18 protein-coding genes are annotated in these 18,672 nt (G+C 55.8%); 13 read left to right on the top strand and 5 right to left on the bottom strand.

What is annotated here, in order from left to right:
- The first annotated feature begins 600 nt into the window (after nucleotides 1–600).
- Genes cyoA through cyoD form a run of 4 tightly spaced genes read left to right on the top strand, consistent with a single transcriptional unit; the run spans nucleotide 601 to nucleotide 4,383 of the window.
- Nucleotides 601–1,431 carry a ubiquinol oxidase subunit II gene (gene cyoA, locus AC1DIJ_RS15085; RefSeq protein ID WP_112389353.1) on the top strand — a complete coding sequence of 277 codons (831 nt, stop codon included), beginning with the start codon at nucleotides 601–603 and terminating at the stop codon, nucleotides 1,429–1,431.
- Nucleotides 1,431–3,386 (top strand): cytochrome o ubiquinol oxidase subunit I, encoded by a 1,956-nt coding sequence (gene cyoB, locus AC1DIJ_RS15080; RefSeq protein WP_112389354.1) that lies wholly within the window; start codon nucleotides 1,431–1,433, stop codon nucleotides 3,384–3,386. Before cyoA ends, cyoB begins: the two co-directional genes overlap by 1 nt.
- Entirely contained in the window at nucleotides 3,383–4,000 is a 618-nt protein-coding gene (locus AC1DIJ_RS15075) for a cytochrome (ubi)quinol oxidase subunit III (protein ID WP_112389355.1), read from the top strand. The genes cyoB and AC1DIJ_RS15075 overlap by 4 nt, the downstream gene beginning before the upstream one ends.
- Complete coding sequence (gene cyoD / locus AC1DIJ_RS15070; RefSeq protein ID WP_112389356.1) at nucleotides 4,000–4,383, top strand: cytochrome o ubiquinol oxidase subunit IV; 384 nt, start codon at nucleotides 4,000–4,002, stop codon at nucleotides 4,381–4,383. The genes AC1DIJ_RS15075 and cyoD overlap by 1 nt, the downstream gene beginning before the upstream one ends.
- 229 nt (nucleotides 4,384–4,612) lie before the next feature.
- Here the strand turns inward: cyoD and AC1DIJ_RS15065 are convergent, their stop codons facing one another.
- Nucleotides 4,613–6,799 carry a bifunctional diguanylate cyclase/phosphodiesterase gene (locus AC1DIJ_RS15065; protein ID WP_310295246.1) on the bottom strand — a complete coding sequence of 729 codons (2,187 nt, stop codon included), beginning with the start codon at nucleotides 6,797–6,799 and terminating at the stop codon, nucleotides 4,613–4,615.
- 132 nt (nucleotides 6,800–6,931) lie between these two features.
- Between AC1DIJ_RS15065 and AC1DIJ_RS15060 the strand changes: the two genes are divergently transcribed.
- Nucleotides 6,932–7,174, top strand: a complete 243-nt coding sequence (locus AC1DIJ_RS15060; protein ID WP_162706042.1) for a hypothetical protein — start codon at nucleotides 6,932–6,934, stop codon at nucleotides 7,172–7,174.
- Nucleotides 7,175–7,200: 26 nt separating this feature from the next.
- Entirely contained in the window at nucleotides 7,201–7,809 is a 609-nt protein-coding gene (locus tag AC1DIJ_RS15055; protein ID WP_112389359.1) for a J domain-containing protein, read from the top strand.
- Nucleotides 7,810–7,975: 166 nt separating this feature from the next.
- Here the strand turns inward: AC1DIJ_RS15055 and AC1DIJ_RS15050 are convergent, their stop codons facing one another.
- Nucleotides 7,976–8,254 carry a hypothetical protein gene (locus AC1DIJ_RS15050; RefSeq protein ID WP_112389360.1) on the bottom strand — a complete coding sequence of 93 codons (279 nt, stop codon included), beginning with the start codon at nucleotides 8,252–8,254 and terminating at the stop codon, nucleotides 7,976–7,978.
- A gap of 16 nt (nucleotides 8,255–8,270) precedes the next feature.
- Between AC1DIJ_RS15050 and AC1DIJ_RS15045 the strand changes: the two genes are divergently transcribed.
- The 3 genes from AC1DIJ_RS15045 to AC1DIJ_RS15035 all read left to right on the top strand — a co-directional run bounded on the left by AC1DIJ_RS15045 (nucleotide 8,271) and on the right by AC1DIJ_RS15035 (nucleotide 10,361).
- On the top strand, nucleotides 8,271–8,561 hold the full coding sequence (locus AC1DIJ_RS15045) for a hypothetical protein (RefSeq protein WP_477831444.1): 291 nt from the start codon (nucleotides 8,271–8,273) through the stop codon (nucleotides 8,559–8,561).
- A 452-nt stretch (nucleotides 8,562–9,013) separates the two neighbouring features.
- Complete coding sequence (locus tag AC1DIJ_RS15040) at nucleotides 9,014–9,418, top strand: copper resistance protein CopC (protein ID WP_112389362.1); 405 nt, start codon at nucleotides 9,014–9,016, stop codon at nucleotides 9,416–9,418.
- Between the two features lie 130 nt (nucleotides 9,419–9,548).
- Nucleotides 9,549–10,361 (top strand): DUF1206 domain-containing protein, encoded by an 813-nt coding sequence (locus AC1DIJ_RS15035; RefSeq protein ID WP_112389363.1) that lies wholly within the window; start codon nucleotides 9,549–9,551, stop codon nucleotides 10,359–10,361.
- 159 nt (nucleotides 10,362–10,520) lie between these two features.
- On the opposite strand, the gene AC1DIJ_RS15030 is transcribed toward AC1DIJ_RS15035, so the two are convergent.
- Genes AC1DIJ_RS15030 through AC1DIJ_RS15020 form a run of 3 tightly spaced genes read right to left on the bottom strand, consistent with a single transcriptional unit; the run spans nucleotide 10,521 to nucleotide 14,648 of the window.
- Nucleotides 10,521–11,594, bottom strand: coding sequence for a lipocalin-like domain-containing protein (locus tag AC1DIJ_RS15030; RefSeq protein ID WP_112389364.1), 1,074 nt, complete (start codon nucleotides 11,592–11,594; stop codon nucleotides 10,521–10,523).
- Nucleotides 11,584–13,992 (bottom strand): ABC transporter permease, encoded by a 2,409-nt coding sequence (locus AC1DIJ_RS15025; protein WP_310295240.1) that lies wholly within the window; start codon nucleotides 13,990–13,992, stop codon nucleotides 11,584–11,586. Before AC1DIJ_RS15025 ends, AC1DIJ_RS15030 begins: the two co-directional genes overlap by 11 nt.
- On the bottom strand, nucleotides 13,992–14,648 hold the full coding sequence (locus AC1DIJ_RS15020; protein ID WP_112389366.1) for an ABC transporter ATP-binding protein: 657 nt from the start codon (nucleotides 14,646–14,648) through the stop codon (nucleotides 13,992–13,994). Before AC1DIJ_RS15020 ends, AC1DIJ_RS15025 begins: the two co-directional genes overlap by 1 nt.
- A gap of 656 nt (nucleotides 14,649–15,304) precedes the next feature.
- Between AC1DIJ_RS15020 and AC1DIJ_RS15015 the strand changes: the two genes are divergently transcribed.
- The 4 genes from AC1DIJ_RS15015 to AC1DIJ_RS15000 all read left to right on the top strand — a co-directional run bounded on the left by AC1DIJ_RS15015 (nucleotide 15,305) and on the right by AC1DIJ_RS15000 (nucleotide 18,555).
- On the top strand, nucleotides 15,305–15,757 hold the full coding sequence (locus tag AC1DIJ_RS15015; RefSeq protein ID WP_148194380.1) for a DUF1573 domain-containing protein: 453 nt from the start codon (nucleotides 15,305–15,307) through the stop codon (nucleotides 15,755–15,757).
- 248 nt (nucleotides 15,758–16,005) lie between these two features.
- Complete coding sequence (locus AC1DIJ_RS15010; protein ID WP_477831443.1) at nucleotides 16,006–16,398, top strand: OmpA family protein; 393 nt, start codon at nucleotides 16,006–16,008, stop codon at nucleotides 16,396–16,398.
- 802 nt (nucleotides 16,399–17,200) lie between these two features.
- Nucleotides 17,201–17,461, top strand: a complete 261-nt coding sequence (locus AC1DIJ_RS15005) for a SemiSWEET family sugar transporter (RefSeq protein ID WP_112389539.1) — start codon at nucleotides 17,201–17,203, stop codon at nucleotides 17,459–17,461.
- Entirely contained in the window at nucleotides 17,458–18,555 is a 1,098-nt protein-coding gene (locus AC1DIJ_RS15000) for a sialidase family protein (RefSeq protein WP_112389369.1), read from the top strand. Before AC1DIJ_RS15005 ends, AC1DIJ_RS15000 begins: the two co-directional genes overlap by 4 nt.
- Nucleotides 18,556–18,672 lie beyond the last annotated feature (117 nt).

Here is an 18,672-nt window from a genome sequence, read left to right as displayed (position 1 = left end):
GTCTGGCCATTGGCGATCAAACGGCAAGGGTGACGCTGCTGTGGTCAACGGTCAGCTCAATGTGACCCTAACCCTTTGGCCTCCCCCGGCCGCCGTTAAACCTACTTTCGCGGCGCCTCCGGCCAGCGTAAACAATCAGCACCGTGAAAGTTCAACGTCTCCTGCGCACCTGCTCAACGCTCAATGCAACGCATTGAGACATTTGATTGGGTTGGCTGAGATCACGATATGAAGCGTCCACTTGGACGCTGCTTACACGACGGGTCAATCAATTCACCGTTGTTGTCGCACTTCCAGGCCGCTGTGGGTCACCTGGATGAACCTTGTAAGAGTACCAACCTGCCAGCGCAAAAGCGACGACAACAATTGCAACAACGTAGGCGATCATAGTGCGGTAAGGTCTAGGTCGATCGTTCGCCAAATTAATCCTCCGGCAGCTACGCGGGCTAAAGTCTGCTGATCCGGCCCTGATGATGAGAACCCAGCGCTCGGCACAATGTTCCGTGAAGCCTCGGTATCCTGCAGCACCGACTTGAAAGTCGGCCTGATCAGTATACTTCGCCCCTAAGGCCTAAGGTCATCGGGCGTCAGGAAAAAATCGTGTTCACGAGCGGTATCATTAACCCCGAAGGACCCATCGCTTCAGCCGAGGCAAAGATACTGTTCAATGCCACAGCCATCATGTTGGCGGTCATTATTCCAGTCATAATTGGGACGATCGCTTTTGCTTGGTGGTTCCGCGAGAGCAACAAGAATGCCCGGTACCGGCCAGACTGGACATACTCTGGGCATATCGAACTTGTCGTCTGGTCCGTCCCCACATTGGTTGTTCTCTTCCTCGCGGGAATAACCTGGCTCGGCACCCACCAGTTGGACCCTTTCAAGCCGATCGCTTCCGACCAGAAAGTCTTGAACGTCCAAGCAATCTCGCTCGATTGGAAATGGCTGTTCGTGTATCCCGACGACGGAGTAGCAACCGTCAACCACCTCGTCATCCCAGTCGGTCGCCCCGTGCACTTTTCAATCACCTCGGCTTCGGTAATGAACAGCCTGCTGATCCCCCAGCTAGGGAGCCAGATCTACGGGATGGCCGGGATGGTGACGCAGCTAAACCTCCAGACCGACCACGCCGGAACGTTTCGCGGGCTGTCGGCCCAATTTAGCGGCGAAGGCTTCTCGGACATGGTGTTTGATCTTCAGTCACTTGCACCAGACCAATACAAGACCTGGTTAGATCAGTCCCGAGCAAGAAACGATATGCTGGACGAAGCTGCTTACTCTGACTTGATGAAGGACCGCACACCCAGGCTGGTACAAACCTTCGGGAAAATCGAGCAGGGTCTGTTCGACAAGGTTGTCAAGCAATCAGGCGGCACCGCCCACTTTCCCGATCAGGCAACCGCCACCCCAACCGCCATGGAGACGCGCTGATGCTCGGCAGGCTTGATTGGAATGCGATCCCGCTTGATCAGCCTATTCCGCTAATAGCCGCAGGCTTTGTCTTGCTGGCGGCCTTGTCCCTCTTCGCCACTATCACTGTGAAAGGGTGGTGGCCCTATATCTGGAACGAGTGGATCACCAGCGTCGATCATAAGAGGATCGGCGTCATGTACGTGACGCTAGCGTTCGTCATGCTTATGCGCGGATTTGTCGACGCCATTATGATGCGGACCCAGCTGGCAATGGCGGCCAATGGGGAGCCAGGGTACCTTCCACCCGAGCATTACAATCAGATCTTTTCCGCCCATGGGACGATCATGATCTTCTTCGTGGGAATGACGTTCATGGTCGGCTTGATGAACTTTGCGGTTCCGCTGCAACTGGGTGTCAGGGATGTCGCCTTCCCAGTCCTCAACTCGGTCAGCTTTTGGCTAACGGCGGCAGGCGTGCTGCTGATCAATCTGTCGCTGGTCATCGGGGAGTTCGCCAAGACCGGATGGCTAGCCTATCCACCGCTATCTGAACTGACCTACTCGCCAGGCGTAGGCGTCGACTATTACCTTTGGGCCTTGCAGATTTCTGGACTAGGTACGCTGCTGTCTGGGATTAACCTGACGGCGACGATCCTGAAACTGCGGGCTCCAGGAATGGGCTACATGCGCATGCCGATCTTTTGCTGGACGGCGCTGGCCTCTAATCTGCTCATCATTGCGGCGTTCCCAATCTTGACCGCAACTTTCGGGATGCTCCTGCTGGATCGATATCTCGGCTTCCACTTCTTCACGAATGACCTTGGCGGGAACGCCATGATGTACATCAACCTCATTTGGGCGTGGGGACATCCCGAAGTCTACATCCTCATTCTTCCGGCCTTCGGGGTTTTCTCGGAGGTAATCGCGACGTTTTCACGCAAGTCCCTTTTCGGGTACCGTTCGATGGTGGCCGCAACGATGGCAATCTGCGTTTTTTCGTTTCTGGTTTGGCTGCACCATTTCTTCACGATGGGAGCCGGTGCCGACGTCAATGCCTTCTTTGGCATCATGACGATGATCATCGCGATACCGACCGGCGTAAAGATCTTCAACTGGCTGTTCACGATGTACGGCGGGCGCATCCATTTCGCCCTCCCGCTTTATTGGGCGCTAGGGTTCATGGTGACCTTCGTGATTGGCGGCATGAGCGGCGTACTATTGGCGATCCCGCCCGTGGATTTTAACCTGCATAACAGCCTGTTCTTGGTTGCGCACTTTCATAACGTCATCATCGGCGGCGTCCTGTTTGGAGCCTTCGCCGGATATAACTATTGGTTTCCCAAAGCATTCGGTTTCAAGCTCAACGAACGCCTTGGCAAGGCGGCGTTCTGGTGCTGGTTCGTCGGCTTCTATCTTGCCTTCATGCCGCTCTATCTGCTTGGCCTGATGGGCGCGACCCGGCGCATGCAACACTACGACGATCCGACATGGCAGCCATTGATGATCATTGCTCTTTGGGGGGCAGGGCTTATCCTGCTTGGGATCGTCTTTATTGTGCTCCAGCTCGTCGTCAGCATCAGGAACCGTGATCAAAATCTCGACGAAACGGGCGATCCGTGGAATGGCCGCACGCTCGAATGGTCGACAGTCTCCCCGCCCCCGGCCTGGAACTATGCTGTCCTTCCCAAGGTGACGAGCCTGGATGCCTTCTGGAAGACAAAGCAAGACGGCGATAACCGCGACCGCAGCGAACCGGTGGAGGCCATCGACGTCCCGCAGAACACCATGATCGGTATCACGCTCTCCTTCTTTGCGGTCATCCTGGGGTTTGCAATGATCTGGCATATCTGGTGGATGGCAATCGTCGGCGGGCTCGGCTTTGTGGTGGCCTGCCTAGTCTATGCCTGGCGGACGTCCACGGAGACCAAGATTCCCGCTCATGACTTGATTGCCACCGGAGTGCTTCGAGGATGAGTGACGCCAGCGTAACCGGTGACGAAGCCACAATCCCGCTCTCTGAGCGTGGACCAGCTTCCAAGGAGATGGTCGTCCGGTTCGGGTTCTGGCTATTTCTTCTCAGCGATATCGTTGTCTTCGCTGGATTGTTCGCCGCCTATGCGGTCTTGTCGAAGTCGACGGCGGGCGGACCGACCGGGCCCGAACTGTTTAGCCGGACCCATACGTTTATCGAGACCACCTGTCTTTTGCTGTCGAGTTTTGCCTGCGGTTTGATGACCATTGGGGTCGAGATCCGCCAGCGGATGCTAATCTACCTATCGGCACTCGCCACCTTTGTCCTTGGCACTTGTTTCCTTGGACTTGAGCTGAGCGAGTTTATCGATCTCGTTGCACGAGGAGCCGGGCCGACACACAGTGCGTTTCTATCCGCGTTTTTTGCCCTGGTAGCCACTCATGGACTGCATGTTACCGCAGGGCTGCTGTGGCTCATCATCATGATGGCGCAGGTAGCAACCCTTGGGTTGCGAGACATGGTCTTAAGGCGCTTGTTCTGCTTCACGCTATTTTGGCACGCGCTGGACATCGTCTGGGTCGCTGTCTTCACCATTGTTTATCTGGGAGCGAGCTGATGGTTGACACAACTGGCCGCCGAGACAATGAGCAAGCGAAAGCTCCCGGAGAGCACGGCAAAGGGAAGGCCGCGATCAAAAATTACGTTGCGGGTCTGATCCTTGCCTTCCTTTTGACAGTAGCTTCCTTCTGGGCAGCGCAAACAGACCTTATATACGCCCCAGCCGTTCCGGTCTTGTTAGCCGCTTTGGCCATCGGACAGATGGGGGTCCACCTGGTGTTTTTTCTGCATATATCGAGCGGGCCAGAGGACACGAACAATGTTTTGGCGCTCGCGTTCGGGGTATTCGTGGTCGGATTGGTGGTTCTTGGCTCGATGATGATCATTCACAATCTCAACGTCAACATGATGCCGCCCGGGCATCTCATGGATATGGGATAGCGAAAGGCACCCCACTTGCTTAGCCCATTTTTGAATACGATGAGGTCGACAAGTCGCAGTCAGTTGTGGCGTCCAGCGCCACTTCATCTCACTCGTACTAAAATCTGCATGGCTTGGACTCTTCTCCGGCAGCCAGCGGACGACCCGCATGCCATTCCGACACCAATGTCCCATCATTCGGCGCCATGGTGATGGCGTGTTCAGCCACTGAACGGAATTTTCCTTAAGTCTACGCTTGGCGAGCATTGCCGGTATGGAGTTCGCTTATCAGTTCCGGGAGCAGGGGCTTGGATAGGATATAGCCTTGGAGATCGTCGCAACCTAGCTCACTGAGCCATGCTTTCTGCTCGATAGTTTCTATGCCTTCTGCCGTAATCTTCAGTCCTTTGGCGCGGGCAAGACTAATCATCGCCTGGACGATCGCGTCATTGTTCTCTGCGGTCCCATAGCTTGCAACGAAGCAACGGTCGATCTTGATGCGGTCAACATCGAGCTGCTGCAAACGTCCAAATGACGAGAACCCTGTTCCGAAATCGTCGAGTGCGAACCGAACGCCGATTTGACGCAGAGCGTTGATATTGCGGCGACAGGTGTCCTCGTTTTCGAGCAACGCGCTTTCGGTGATTTCGATCTCTAACATCGCAGGATCAAAACCCGTCTTTTCGAGAGCCGAAATTACACGTAGCGCATAGGTTTCCCCCCGCAACTCGACCGCCGAGGCATTGACTGCCACAGAAAGGTTTGGCCAAGCTCTGGCGTCGCTTAAAGCCGTTGCTAGTACGCATTCGCCCAAGCTATCGATAAGGCCCGCCTCCTCGGCGATCGCGATGAAGGTGTCCGGGGAAATCAGCCCTCTTGACGGGTGCCGCCATCTGGCAAGCGCCTCAACGCCCACCAAATGATTGCTTTTTGCGCCGTAGACGGGTTGATAGTGCACTTCAATCTGGCTTCCGCTTTTAATAGCCGTGCGTAAGTCCTGTTCCAGGTCGCGCCGCGTTTTGACCATCTCGTCCATATGCGGCCCGAAAATCACGTAACGATTGCGGCCGGTGCTCTTGGCGCTATAGAGCGCGATGTCAGCCCTCCGCAAGATGTCGGTGGTATCCGACTTGCCGCCAGATGAGAAAGCAATACCGATGCTCATACCAATCAAGATTGGCTGACCATCGATCTCGAAAGGTTGACGAACCACAGAGATAAGCTTTTCCGCCAGCTGTTGGACCCCACTTGAAGTTGGTGCCTCAATGAGGATGGTAAACTCATCGCCGCCAATCCGAGCGACCATTATGTCGCTTCCAACCGTCGCCTTTAGCCGCGCCGCCACATCGACGAGTAAGCTATCGCCGGCCGGATGGCCCAATGTGTCATTGACCTGCTTAAAACGGTCAAGGTCGAGGAAAAATACAGCTGCCGCGGATTTCGCCAGGACCTGGTCGACCTTGGCGTTGAATGAAATACGGTTAGGAAGTCCGCTTAGAGCGTCATGATGGGCGAGATAGAAAAGCTCGCCCTGGCTTTTGCGCAAACGGTCCGCGCGGCGCTGTAGAAGCATGACGAAAGCTGCAACTGCCCCCAGCATCAAGAGTGCTGCCAGCGCGAAAACGGGCCTGGTCGCTTCAAGCACGGCCTTTCCAGGCAGGAATGGCTCCCAACTGAAAAATCCCATACTACTCCCGTCATGTGCCGTCAGTGGAAAATAACGGCGGTTGGGATTGCCGCTGCTCCAGTCGAACTGCATTCCGGTAAACAAGTAGCGCGAACCGAGCATCTGAGTGAAGTCGCCGTCCAGATAACGTACCGCGATGTGGAGTGGCTGTTCGCCTGCGAGCTGCTTAATCTCGCCGCTATCGGAGATGATCGGTTTGACGCTTACAACTGCCGGGCTACCGTTGATGCTTACTATATCGCTCTCGCCGATGCTGAGTGTCCGGTCGGAAGTGCCGGATGTATCACCAGCAGCCAGGCGTCGACGAAGTTCATCGATCAGCGTTCGGACCTTCACATAGACAGTCGGATAAGCTTTCTCCGGATCGTTGTCGGCGTCCGAAAATCCATATACCAGGTTATTGGCGGGGCCGATCACAAATGCAGCGTCGTGGCCAAAGTAGGTATGCATCCACTTGCCGAGATTTGCTTGTATCCATTCGCGATCCCCCTCACCTACCTTGCGAACAGCATCGTCCCAAACGGTTGCACTTTCCTGGTCATGAGCAATTCTATCCTGCATCTCGCTGACGATCCGGCTGACGAGACTTTCCTGGCGCTGGACCGCCGTTTCGTCACTTTGGCGAGTGGCCCATACCATTGTTCCGTAAATCGCCCCGACCACGACGGCCCAGCAAGCAACCGATACAAGGAATTTTAGGGAGACAGAGACAGACGTGTTTGATGGAGACATTTTGACGACTTCCGGCACACAATCGCCTATCACTAGCCCTTATCTGGTTAAGAACATGCAAAGATGCCAATGTATGGTTGCTTACCGAGCCGTCGCAATCGGGGCCATTTTGGCTGTGACAGGCTAAGACAGATCGAAGCGCCGAAGCATTTGTTTGAGCTGATCGTCCTGCAGCCTCAGTTCGTTCGCAAGTTGACGCCGAAGCCGATTAATTTCTCCGTCAACGCGGAGGTGTTTTTGACTGCCGATGTCTGTGAGTTCACACGTGTAAAGTTGGTCACCACCACCGTGCCGAAAGAGCTGATGCTCCGATCAGCTCTTGCAGCGGCAGTCATAAGTGAAATGATCCAGGACATCATCACGCCACACAGCGAAGTTGTAGCTTGCCCGTGACGGAGCGTCCACCATATATCAGCCTGATGACCGTTTCAAAGATCTTCGTTGGCATTCGGCCAATACGCGCTAGCCGCCAAAAGCACACTGAACAAAGCGGCCCCAAGTGTCAGTGGGAAGGCTGCGAGAATTTTGGCACCCAGAGGGCTCCAGTGGGTGGCGCTGCGGAAGGGCTGTATCTTCTGTTTTGTGCTGAGCATTCACGCCAATACAACAAAGGCTACGACTATTCGCCAAGCAAGTCTGACCCAATTGTTGCAAAGTACCAGCTCGATGCCGCGAGCGGCAAAATTCCGGCGCGTGGTGTGAGGACAAACGCGCATAACTTGGAGACACCGCTCCCTTCATCAGTTCCCTCAGGCTCAGCGAAATCACTCAGGGCACGCGGGAAAGCCAGCTATTCAGCAGGCACCATTTCCTCGGCTCAGCAACGCAGGCTACGGCCGCTTGAAGCTCAAGCTTTTGACACACTTGGGTTGTCACATAATGCAAGTCCGGACGATATAAGACTCCGCTACAAGGAGAAGCTGAAACTCCATCATCCAGATGCCAATGACGGCAGTCGACACTCCGAGGATCGGTTGCAAGCTACAATAAAAGCTTATAGAGTGCTGAAAATAAACGGCTTTTGCTAAACGAATATCACTTCGCCGCCCTGCCCGCTGTATACTTCGGTACTCGCATCTGGTCGTGAAGTGGAAATCTRCACCAGCGTTCTCCGCGGCAACAATCTCGGCGGCAATGGCCAGTGTCACCGTCCCAAGCCTATGATGCCGACGCCAAGGTGAGAGGCATCGCGTTTCAGCGATTACATCCTGAAAACGATCTCGTCGCCCTCCTCACGACCAAGGAGATATCAGCGGCTTTTGCTGGTACCCATATCCAGCTCATAGCGAGCGCACCATCATCTTCACCGCGTGAAACTACCACGTCAGCATCGACCTCAAGCTCGTCATCTGTGTCTACCGCAGCGATAAAGGCTGCTGCCTTGGGATCTGGCTCCCTCCGAAGCTTTTCCGCTCGCGGACCAGTCGGGATCAATGAGAGTATGAGGTCGATTTCGTCGGTCGGCGCACCCATATGGCAATATCTCAGTTTGACCTTCGAAATCCTGACCGCGCGTTTGCTCGGCGGCAACTACGTCACGCAAGATACCGCTGACAATCCTCTATTAGCCAAACCTGACCAGCATGCACTTAAGCAGCCGATTTTCAGCGATGAGCCTATCCTTTCGGGCCTGCGCCTCATGACCACAGACGGCGGCCTTCTCACTTTTGCGCGATCTGGCAAAATCCTTTTCCATCTTGAGCTTTGCATGCTGTGGCGCCAGGGCACTTGCCGGTTGCCGAACGGCTTTGCTGTTCGTCGAACCAATGGGCCTGCCTAGACCAACCAGACTTTGGGATATCGCGCCAGGTAAACTTCTAATGTTGCTCGCGGATAGATCAGAGACATCATCGAGTTGGCCTATGGTCGTCACTAACGCATTCGAGTTCTCATCTTGCGTTGGCAAAACGGCGCTAGCGATGATTTCATCCAACCGTCGAATCCAATCTCTATATCTTTCGCGGAGGGGATTACCTTCGGGAAGAGCGTCAAACTTTGCAACCGCCAAACGGCGTTGATCGCGATGGAGTGCTATATCGAATTTCATGTCGCCACCTGCCTTTTCAATACGAGTAGCAAGAAAAGAACATAAAGGGAACAGAATTTATACCCTTTGGATTCAACAATGACGCCAGCTGGCCGATTCCAGCTTGGCACCTCGTAGTCTTGCAGTGCTCGGAACGGATTGCAGCGTCGCGAATTATCACCGCAAGAACGGAAACGGAGTCGATTATGTATAGGTTTGCACATGCAATCGCCATTTCGGCATTTCTCGGCCTCACCCCGATGGCAAATGCAAGCATCAACCCTACCCCCGATATGCATGACGATGTCAATTTCAACGACAACATCAGTCTCACCTTTACCGCGCCAGTGGATCCTGAACGTTCGGAAGTTGAGATTTTCGGACCAAGCGGCCCCATTCCCACAGGTATGCTCGGATATGGAGCGGATCGGACGAATTTGTTGATCCCCGTTTCGGACAAGCTTCAGCCTGGCCTCTACATCGTGCAGTTCACGGCATACTCGACGCTTGGGCAGCCGGTGACAGGAACATCCGCAATTACAGTGCCAGAGCGACCTTCGCTGATAAGGTACATCGAATTGCCATCGGCAGCGGATGCTACCAGCCGATAACACGCCCGCGCTCATTTTTCGCCTACAGGAATTCGTCGGCGACGTGGCAAATTCGGGACCACGATGGGGCCCGTCCGGCCAGGAACCGTTTTACAGCCTGCTCGTTTACGAGCGGCGGGGAGATCGAAAAATGAACGAACCAAAGTTTGAATGGCTTGCCCGAGCGGGCTACAGCGCCCGAGGGATTGTCTTTTTGCTTGTGGCAGGGCTCGCTCTGTTTTCGAGTTTTGGCGGTGGTAAGCCGGACACCAAATCTGCGCTCGACTCACTGCTTGACCAGCCCTTTGGCAGATTATGGCTCGGACTGATAGGGATCGGTTTGCTGGGGTTTGTGGCCTGGCGACTTGCTCAATCAATTGCCAATGCCGACAATCACGACGCAAGTGCGAAAAGTTATCTGATCCGGGTTGCCCTTCTCGGGAGTGCCGTTACGTATATCGGCCTGGCAATTTACGCTTTCAAAGGCGCGCTGGGCGTGGGATCAGCAGGCGATGGTGGCGAAAAAGATCTTGCCGAGTGGGCGATGTCGCAACCGTTTGGTAGATATCTGGCCGGTGCCATTGGCGTCGGGTTTTTGGTGGGCGGTATAGCGACCGCACTCAAAGGGATTTCTCGTAAGTTCGAAAGGTACCTGAAGCTCGGTCAGAGCCGACCGCTGATCCTCGTTTGTATCTACGGGTTGGTTTCACGCGGGATCGTCTTCGCGATCGTCGGGGTTTTCTTCTGCTACGCAGCATTTAGCGTTGACGCCGATCAAGCTGGGAGCACGAGTGATGCACTGACTTTCGTGAGGCAGCTTCCGCTTGGCGGGGTGTTGTATCTTGCGGTTGCCATAGGCTTTGCCGCCTTTGGGATCTACAATCTGGTCGAAGCGCGATATCGAACCGTATCCACACCGAGCGTTTCCAAGGTGAAACGTGAACTGCCGCTGCCTCATAGGTAATAAGCTCTAAGGATTTCGACGCAAGTCCGGGCGAAGATGGTCTTTGGCCTTTGCCTGCTGCATGACCTGGAAATTGATGTCCGCGACCTGGCGCCTTTAAGTCCCGAACTTGAAAGGCCGCATAAGTCTGCATCTCCTCTAAACCTGAGCTACTGGTTCCTACCTGTAGCCCGTCATCTCAAGGTAGCCTACGCCGGTGGTGGAGCCTTCGAACGAAACAGGGCCCTCCCAGTACGGGGTGGACGTTGCCATCCACGACTGATCGTTTAACGGTCGCGTTTGGATGTCCAGCGATTTTGAGGGGATCTCTATTCGCCATGACACCGGAAGCTGCCTCCCATCGACCGTCGCGGTACGCAATGGCGTGAGATGAACCTGGTCTTTTGTTAGCGGCGATGTGCGTCCATCGGGAGAGATCCAGTTCGCTGAAATAAACCCATCCTTGTCGTCACGGAGACGAAACGCCATCAGCTTCTCTCCGCTGGCCAAGTGCAGCGAAAACCAATCCCACCCCGTTTGGTTCGAAGCCAAGGGTTGAGACGACCATTCCCTGTCGAGCCAAGCGTTACCGCTGACCGTGATGGGCCTCCCCGATACCTCGATAGTTCCGGAGACCTGATAGAACGGCTGGGAGTAGTAGTAGCTCGCCTGCCCGCTTGCCGACTTGACCGAGAAACCTTTATCACCCTGGAGAACGAGTGGGCTTTTGGCCGTAAGGTCCAGAGCGTAACTAAAGTCCTGCCCAGCGGCTTTTAGAGAGAGATTTGCCAAAGCATCGGAGTTTAAATTGTCAGCGGCTGACATTGTCCAGTCGTCTATCCAGGCGCGGAAAGGCGCGGCCGTCACGCCCGCCTGACCAACGCCGCCACGGCCCAACCGCTCTGCGACGTATTGGTGGTCGGACGTCGTTATGGCCGCATGTCCGATCCAGATCTGAGGATCAGCGAAGCCAGCCTTACTTTCCGGGGCAAGCGCTGATCGGAAAAGCGTCCACTGTGCTCCATATTGCGTGCCGTCTTGCCCCTTGAGATTGGCGGTCACGTACCACCATTCGATGCGATAGTCCGGGTGCGCTCCGTGGTCCCTTGGAAACGATAATTCGGAGCCGCGCTGAGGAATCGCAAAGCCTTTGGCGTCCGATCCCAGTCCGGCAAACCCTTGCCCCAGCGTATTTCCCGCTGAACCCATCATGGCAGCGCCCAGCAATATTAAAGCAACGGCTTTACCGTTCATTGGCAAAAATCCTAAGCAGATCGCCCGGATTGATCGTTGCAAGGCGATGGACTGGAAAGAATACCGACGCAAGTGCCGCGAGAAAGGCGACAAAACCGAGCAATAGCCAGTCCATGGGGAACACTTGCATGGGTAGTCGCCATCCGAATGCCTCAACGTTGACACGGGCCAGCAGCACCAATGCCAACACAAGACCCAAGGGTATCGCTGTGACGAACGTGGCGAGCCAAAGCGCCAGCGTTCGGGCGACCTCATACAGTGCCAGATCACGCCGACGCACCCCCATCGCCCAAACGGGCGCCAGTTGGGGAAGCCGAATTCCCGAGAGTGTCAAGAGACTGGAAAACATGGCGAAACCGGCTACAGCCAAGGTGAGCACGTTAAGGGCTCCTGTAACCTTGAACGTCTGATCGAAAATCGCTCGCGATTGCCTCTTGAGCGAGGCTTGATCCACGACGGCGGTTTCTGGGAGACCAAAATCCTCGATTATCTGTCGCTTCAGCTCCGTCGACCGTTCAAGCGGAACACGTACGCCGTATCGAAGCTTGGCTACCTGAGGGTAATGGGCGACCAAGGTGTCAATCCCGATGATAACCTGCCCATTTGGGTTTCCGTAATCAGAGTAGACTCCTACCACCTTAGCATTCCAGCCTCCAGGCATGGCTACGAGCTCTCCCATCCGCGCTACCCCGCGCCGCCACATCTGCTCGTTGATCAGAGCACCCTCACCTTTGGCGATCTTATCCCAAACCTCATTCTGGGACGCGATCAGGGGCCAATGGTCGCGGTAGGTCGGGTCGTCCGCAACGCCAAAGACCTGGACCTCCTCGCCGGTAACGTCGCCATCCACGCTCCAGATTGGAAGGACCGACGTGGAGTGTGATGGAAGCCAGGCCCGTAACCTCGCCGCTTCGGCTTCGTCTTTGGCCGTAACGTATAGTTCGGCGGCCAAACGTTGATCGAGCCATCCGATGAATGTCAGCCTGAAACTGGAAACCATCGTGCCGACGCCGATATTCGCCGATAGCGCCAGTAGCAATGCCATCAACGCAAGTGAAAGCCCCGGAAGCTGAAGGCGGGTGTCCGCCCAAAACCATTCGACAAGTGCGTTATGCGACGTACGTTGCATGGCGGCGAGAAAGGTTGCCAATATGGCCGGAAGCATGAGGGCCGCGCCCAAAAGCAAGCATGCGAGCACCGCGAAACCTGCCACTAATCCGGACGCGGCTATCGCCAAAACACCTGCAAGGAGTAGAAGCACCCCTCCCAGCGCCGCCTGGATTAGCAATCCTTGCATAGACTCTCGCGCCCATGCTCGTGGTTGCGCGGCCGCAAGGATGGAAAGTTTCCAGACCCGATAGAGGCTTTGAGCGGACGAAATTGCTGTCCCGGCAAGCGCCATCGCTAGCCCTGCGAGCCACCAGTCTGGGCGTATGGAAAGTGACCCGGAGACGTTCGCGCCGTAAAGTCCGCGAAGGGTTGCGGCGACCCCCGGCATGAGGATCGACGCAATCAGGTATCCAAGCACGACCCCGATGACGCCGGATGCGACAGCAAGTATCGAAAGCTCAACAACGAGCATCGCAGTCAACTGCCGGAGGGAAATGCCAAGGGATCGTAGCGTTCGAAACGTGCTGCGACGTTGTTCGAAGGTAAGCCCGGTAGCGGAGTAAACGATGAAGAGGCCAACGATGAAGGAAAGAAAGCCAAAAGCAGTCAGATTAAGGTGAAAGCTGTCAGTTAATTGCGCGACGTCGGGCTGCTCAACCGGTTGCCGGATCAGGAGCCTAGATGAAATCTGTTTGACGGCGATGGCGCTGATTTCCTGGTCGGAAGCGACTGTCAAACGATCAATCCTGCCATGCTTGTCAAGCAACCGATCAGCGACCGAGATGTCCACGAATGCCGCGCCTTCAGGAACGTTTTCGTCGATCCGAAAGCTCATGTCCGTGTTGCCGCGCAGCCGTTCCGCCGTTTCGCTGGACAACACCAGCTCTCCAACAGGAGAGATGAAGCCGGTGAGGTCGCGTCCGCTCGTCACCCTCAGCGCATAACCCTCTTTTGGCATCGTTAAAGGATCTATGCCGATTAACCGGATGCGGATCGTGCCAAGGCGCAGATTCCCTTCGATAACCGGCGAGACATCGAAGCCGAGGCGTCGAAGGCTCCCATAGATCTCGTAGGGAATCCCGGTGCCGTCATCAGCCACAATTTGAGCAAGGGACCCTTGCTCCAGAACAGATGCGGCGCGAGCATAGCTGGCCCTCGCCTCAGAATTGATTGCTTGCACACCAGACCAAAGCGCTGTCGCAAGCGCGATCCCCAGCACTAAAGTGAGCAGCTGCAGAGGTTTGCGGCGCCAGTGCGATAAAAGCGCGGAAAACGCGACCCAGCTCATTAAGCGATCTTTCCACCACGAAGATGCACAGTGCGGTCCAGCCGAGCCGCGAGCCGCGTCGAGTGGGTAACAAGAAGCAATGCCGACCCCGCGCTGCTCGCCAGGTCAAGCATCAGGTCCAGGACGGCGTCACCTGTCTGCTCGTCAAGATTTCCTGTCGGTTCATCAGCAAGAATGAGCTTCGGTCTTGCCGCCAGAGTGCGGCCTATGGCGACACGCTGTTGCTGGCCTCCTGATAGCTGCTCGGGATAACGGGTTGCGTACCGCTGCAAACCCAACGCCTCGATCAAAGTCTTTTCCCAAGCACCGTCGTGGCGCTGAGCCAACTTGGCGTGAAAAGAGATGTTTGCCGAGACGGTCAAGGAGGGGATCAGGTTGAACTGTTGAAAAATAAGCCCGACCTTGGTCCGTCGATACTGGGCTCGCTCGCTCTCGGAGTATTTGCTGAGATCATCGCCATCCATGACGATGGCCCCACAGTCTGCACGATCGAGGCCTCCTGCTAAGTGGAGAAGTGTGCTTTTCCCGCTACCGGATTCACCAGTAAGAGCGACGGTCTCACCTGAAGCCACACCAAAGTCGATCCCTTTCAAAATTTCGATGGTACCTTCTGCTGTCGGGTACGATTTTCGAACATTGTTGAGGGTGAGGATCATTATTTGCTCAGGTCACTTCCGAGAACTAGCCGATCTAAATGCACTATGCGGGAAGGCGCCCGTCTACAAGATCAGAGTTGCTTATTGCAGAGGCCCCAGGCCTGGGGCTATTCGCGAGGACCTTCGGTACCAACCTGCCGCAGCCGTGCGCAGGAGGCGGCTCCGCTCATTGTGTTATTGGACAACAACCCTAGCTTCATTGGGTTCCATCACCCAATCGAAAAGCCGTGGCGACTGCGAATGTCCCTAGAATTTAGTCCAAGGCGTCAGATCACAAAGTAAAGCCCATGACGTGGAAGGCATAACAATAGGCCTCCAGTTGAAAGGAGTCAGCAGAGCGAGCGAGATCCTCGGGTTCACCAGTACGTTCACGCTCATGGCTAGCCATCAAAAGAGGTCCCTCACGTCCCCCGGAAAAGATCGCGTGCTCTTTCATTGCCTCCTGATTCTATCGAGAGAAACCCATCCCGAGGCTTGTCTGAATTGAGGTCATAGAGCCGGTGAGCTAGACTGCGGAGTTTAAAGGTCGGTATAGCGGACATTTTGCCAAGTAGCCGTCACTGACATAACAATACTTTGGATAACCGATATTGCTGATTGCCTAAATTAGGATGCGCTATCACTTTGTGGTGCCACAGAACTCGGAGGAATGGGACTTGCTCAATCGCGTGCTATCAATCGTCACGGTAATCACCCCGTTGCTCGCCGCCACGCTCGCCCTGGCCCAAAATCTCCCGCCAGCCGTTGAGCTTCAGCCTGGCGTTTCGGCCAAGATCCTCGATTTGAAACGCGTCCCTGGTCAGCAGATCGTGCAGCTGGATTATGAGATCAGCAACACCGGAGACGCCCCTGTGAACCTGGCGGAGATCGGCATCGGGCGTGCAAGCTACGGTCTTAATGACATCACCTTGTATGACTTTCCCAACAAAATCAGTTTCAAGATAGGCGTCGCGAGCGAGTGCCTTTGCACACAGCCGCCAGAAGCGCCACTAAAGCCAGGTGAAACATTCAAGGCATGGGCATGGTTCGCACCGCCTGAAAGCAACCCGGGTCCGTTTGCCGTTCGCTTCGGATCAACGCTTCCCGTGATGGACGTTCCTGTTCAATGATAACCAGGCTAGCAATTCGAACCCTCTCTTTGTTAGTGGTCACAATAGGCACAACGCAAGCACAAGAAGCCCCTACCGTGGCGCCGCCGAATTTTACGGCCCGCTCGCCGAGCGTGGGTTTCGTGTCACCCTCGATCGGCTATTCGTCACCCCGCATCGAATTTCGGTCACCACCAATGACGCAAGAAGAGCTAGCATTGGGACCAAGGCCCAAGACGCCTCCCCCGCCGATCGTCAAGGGCTTAGAGGTGACCGAAGTAGGAGGCGGCGTTCGATACACGCTCTCGGCGGACATCCTCTTCGACTTCGACAAGGCGACACTGCGTCCGAAGGCTACCCAAGCCCTTCAAGCGATGTCCAATGATGTCCGTCAGCGTTTCAAGGAAGCAAGCTTCGTTGTTGACGGATACACGGACAGCAAGGGAAGCGACGCCTATAACCTCAAGCTGTCACTCCGAAGAGCGGCGGCCGTCAAGGACTACCTCGCGACGGCGGCGAATTTCAATCCATCGACTGTCGCAATCGAAGGACGCGGTGAGGCCAACCCAGTTGCCCCCAACGAGACCCCTGACGGGCAAGATGATCCCGACGGCCGTCAGAAAAACCGACGCGTCGAAATCTTGGTCAGGCCCACCGACTAGAACGATAAGTGCGAAGGCCGCCTGGTGCCGTGCAAACAACATTCAGAGCTCTTCCCAAAGCTTCAGTTATTCCCCATTCCAGGCGCTGCCACCTTCGCGTGCTGCGAGGCGAGAACAGATACGGGAGTGACATCTAAAATTTTCCTTGCCCTTGCGCGGATGTTCTTCAATCGCCTAGACGAAGAACACGCCGCCAGGGCCCCGCCATTTGACTGGAAGCCAAACTGATTTGCGGGATCTGTGGATCCTTCCTCAGATTATGGGAGGGAGCTTTGGGCCACGCGATATCTACCGCTCTTAGCCTGTCCCTTGGCGATCGATCGTCCAACAGTGTTGCAGGGTTGCACTATGCCAATCCATTAGCGACCGCTAACTTGGAACGACTGGTGGGGGCCAACTGCGAGCGCTTCGGTGGGGTTGCGCTCGTCCAACGTGACGGTCGCTTGTTTTGCGTATCTGCGGCCGTCACGTTCTTGACTGCTGTGGTCGGCACTGCCTGCTACAGCAACGGTTTGAGGACATCCTGCCGCATCGCCGATAGGCCGAATCGTAGCAAAAATTCCCTCCGACGACACGGCAGCGCCGATGCCGGCTTCGAGCGTATGGCTGTCCTGCCAATCTCCAGCAATGTGGAACAAGCGAGAGTGCACGTCCGAGCCCTGGGAAGCGGAGTATCGTTTCCGGAACTTCCATCGTGAATGACCTCGGGGAGGTTTAGAGCGGTCCTGCAGGTCGTTTGTCGACAGGGCCAAGGAACATCATACTGACAGCGAAGTTCATTGGACGAATTCTCGAGGAGTCCATGGATCCTATTTCTCTCGTCGGCTACGCCGCCTCTTTCTGCTCTGTCGTGAGCTTCATTCCACAAGCCTTAAAGGTCGCGCGCACCAAGGACACAGCGGCAATCTCGATCCGCATGTACTTTCTGACGGTAACCGGCTTTGCCCTTTGGACCGCGTTCGGCTCAATGAAAGGCGAGATTCCGATCATTCTCGCGAACAGCATCTGCTTCTGTCTTTCAGCTTTTATCCTCGCCGCGAAGCTACGAGGGCGTCGAAAATGAGTGACCACTTGCAGATCAGCCATCACGAGGTCTTTCGTCGGCCTGGTCATTTTTCGGCGTGGCCGGCCAACTATGGTCTTTGGGCTTGGGATGAGGAAATCGTAGTCGTCTTCGCTGACGGAAAACTGGGCGAGCAAGGTGCGCTCCACGCCCGTGACAAGAGTCACGAGTTCAAGCCAATGCAGGCGAGAAGCGTGGACGGCGGCGCCACATGGTCGCCCGAGACTTTTGCGGGCTTCGTGCCGGGAGGCAAGAGCCTTTCCGCCGACGAGCATCTCGCCGTACCGTTGCGCTCAGGCTCCAAGCTTCGTGGGCAAGACATTCCAGCTCTTTCTACCCCTGTCAATTTTCTGGATCCTGAAATCGCAGTGATGGTCGCACGTACCGGCCTTGACGGTCGCGCCCATAGCTGGTTCTACCTCACGAGAAACCGCGGCCGGCGCTGGGAAGGACCATTTTTATTCAAGGGGCTCGACCTCAAAGGCCTGGCCTCGCGGACCGATATCGTCCCCCTATCAGACGACCACGCCCTCTTCATGATGACCGCAGCAAAGTCCGATGGCAACGAAGGTCGCTGCCTCTGCGTCGAGACAACCGATGGGGGATTGACGTTTCATTGGAAGACTTCCCTCCCGTTCGATGGAGACGGGTACGCCATCATGCCGTCGAGCCTGCGGCTTTCTGACGGCGCGATAGTCAGCGTTGTCCGACGCGGCCGGGGAATTGATCAAGCGGGCTGGCTGGAAACATTCCGCTCTAAAGACAACGGTGCCACGTGGCATCCGTTAGGCATTCCAGTCGAGGATACCGGACCTGGCGGCAATCCCGGAAGCCTTGTTCGGTTGGGCCCACAGCGCCTTGCTATTGTCTACGGGTTTCGGGGCGACCGCCCTGGCATGCGGATGGTCACCAGTTCAGACGGCGGACGGAAATGGTCGGAGGCGATCGACATCCGCAGGGACGCAGTGCTGCCGGACATAGGCTATCCCCGTTCCGTCGCCCTCAACGACGGGCGTATCCTCGCTATCTACTATTACAATTTCGGGAAGGAACGCTTCATCGCGGCGTCCACCATTTCGGGCGACGGTCATTAGTTCGGCCCTCGTGCCCACCTGATGTCGGCGTGGAGATCGCCCATGCCAATATCGCAGTCGTCTCGCCTCACCGGGTCGACCACAGTCTCAGGCCTCTCCTCCGCTAGTAGTCAACTG

The organism is Rhizobium sp. 10N427 (assembly GCF_056394605.1).
This window is presented reverse-complemented; position numbering and strand designations above follow the sequence as displayed.

Coding starts and splice junctions, on each gene's coding strand:
- AC1DIJ_RS15000 (WP_112389369.1), top strand. CDS start 17,458: ATGAGTGACCACTTGCAGATCAGCCATCACGAGGTCTTTCGTCGGCCT.
- AC1DIJ_RS15050 (WP_112389360.1), bottom strand. CDS start 8,254: ATGGGTGCGCCGACCGACGAAATCGACCTCATACTCTCATTGATCCCG.
- AC1DIJ_RS15025 (WP_310295240.1), bottom strand. CDS start 13,992: ATGAGCTGGGTCGCGTTTTCCGCGCTTTTATCGCACTGGCGCCGCAAA.
- AC1DIJ_RS15035 (WP_112389363.1), top strand. CDS start 9,549: ATGAACGAACCAAAGTTTGAATGGCTTGCCCGAGCGGGCTACAGCGCC.
- cyoB (WP_112389354.1), top strand. CDS start 1,431: ATGCTCGGCAGGCTTGATTGGAATGCGATCCCGCTTGATCAGCCTATT.
- AC1DIJ_RS15040 (WP_112389362.1), top strand. CDS start 9,014: ATGTATAGGTTTGCACATGCAATCGCCATTTCGGCATTTCTCGGCCTC.
- AC1DIJ_RS15055 (WP_112389359.1), top strand. CDS start 7,201: ATGACCGTTTCAAAGATCTTCGTTGGCATTCGGCCAATACGCGCTAGC.
- AC1DIJ_RS15075 (WP_112389355.1), top strand. CDS start 3,383: ATGAGTGACGCCAGCGTAACCGGTGACGAAGCCACAATCCCGCTCTCT.
- AC1DIJ_RS15030 (WP_112389364.1), bottom strand. CDS start 11,594: ATGAACGGTAAAGCCGTTGCTTTAATATTGCTGGGCGCTGCCATGATG.
- cyoD (WP_112389356.1), top strand. CDS start 4,000: ATGGTTGACACAACTGGCCGCCGAGACAATGAGCAAGCGAAAGCTCCC.
- AC1DIJ_RS15005 (WP_112389539.1), top strand. CDS start 17,201: ATGGATCCTATTTCTCTCGTCGGCTACGCCGCCTCTTTCTGCTCTGTC.
- AC1DIJ_RS15020 (WP_112389366.1), bottom strand. CDS start 14,648: ATGATCCTCACCCTCAACAATGTTCGAAAATCGTACCCGACAGCAGAA.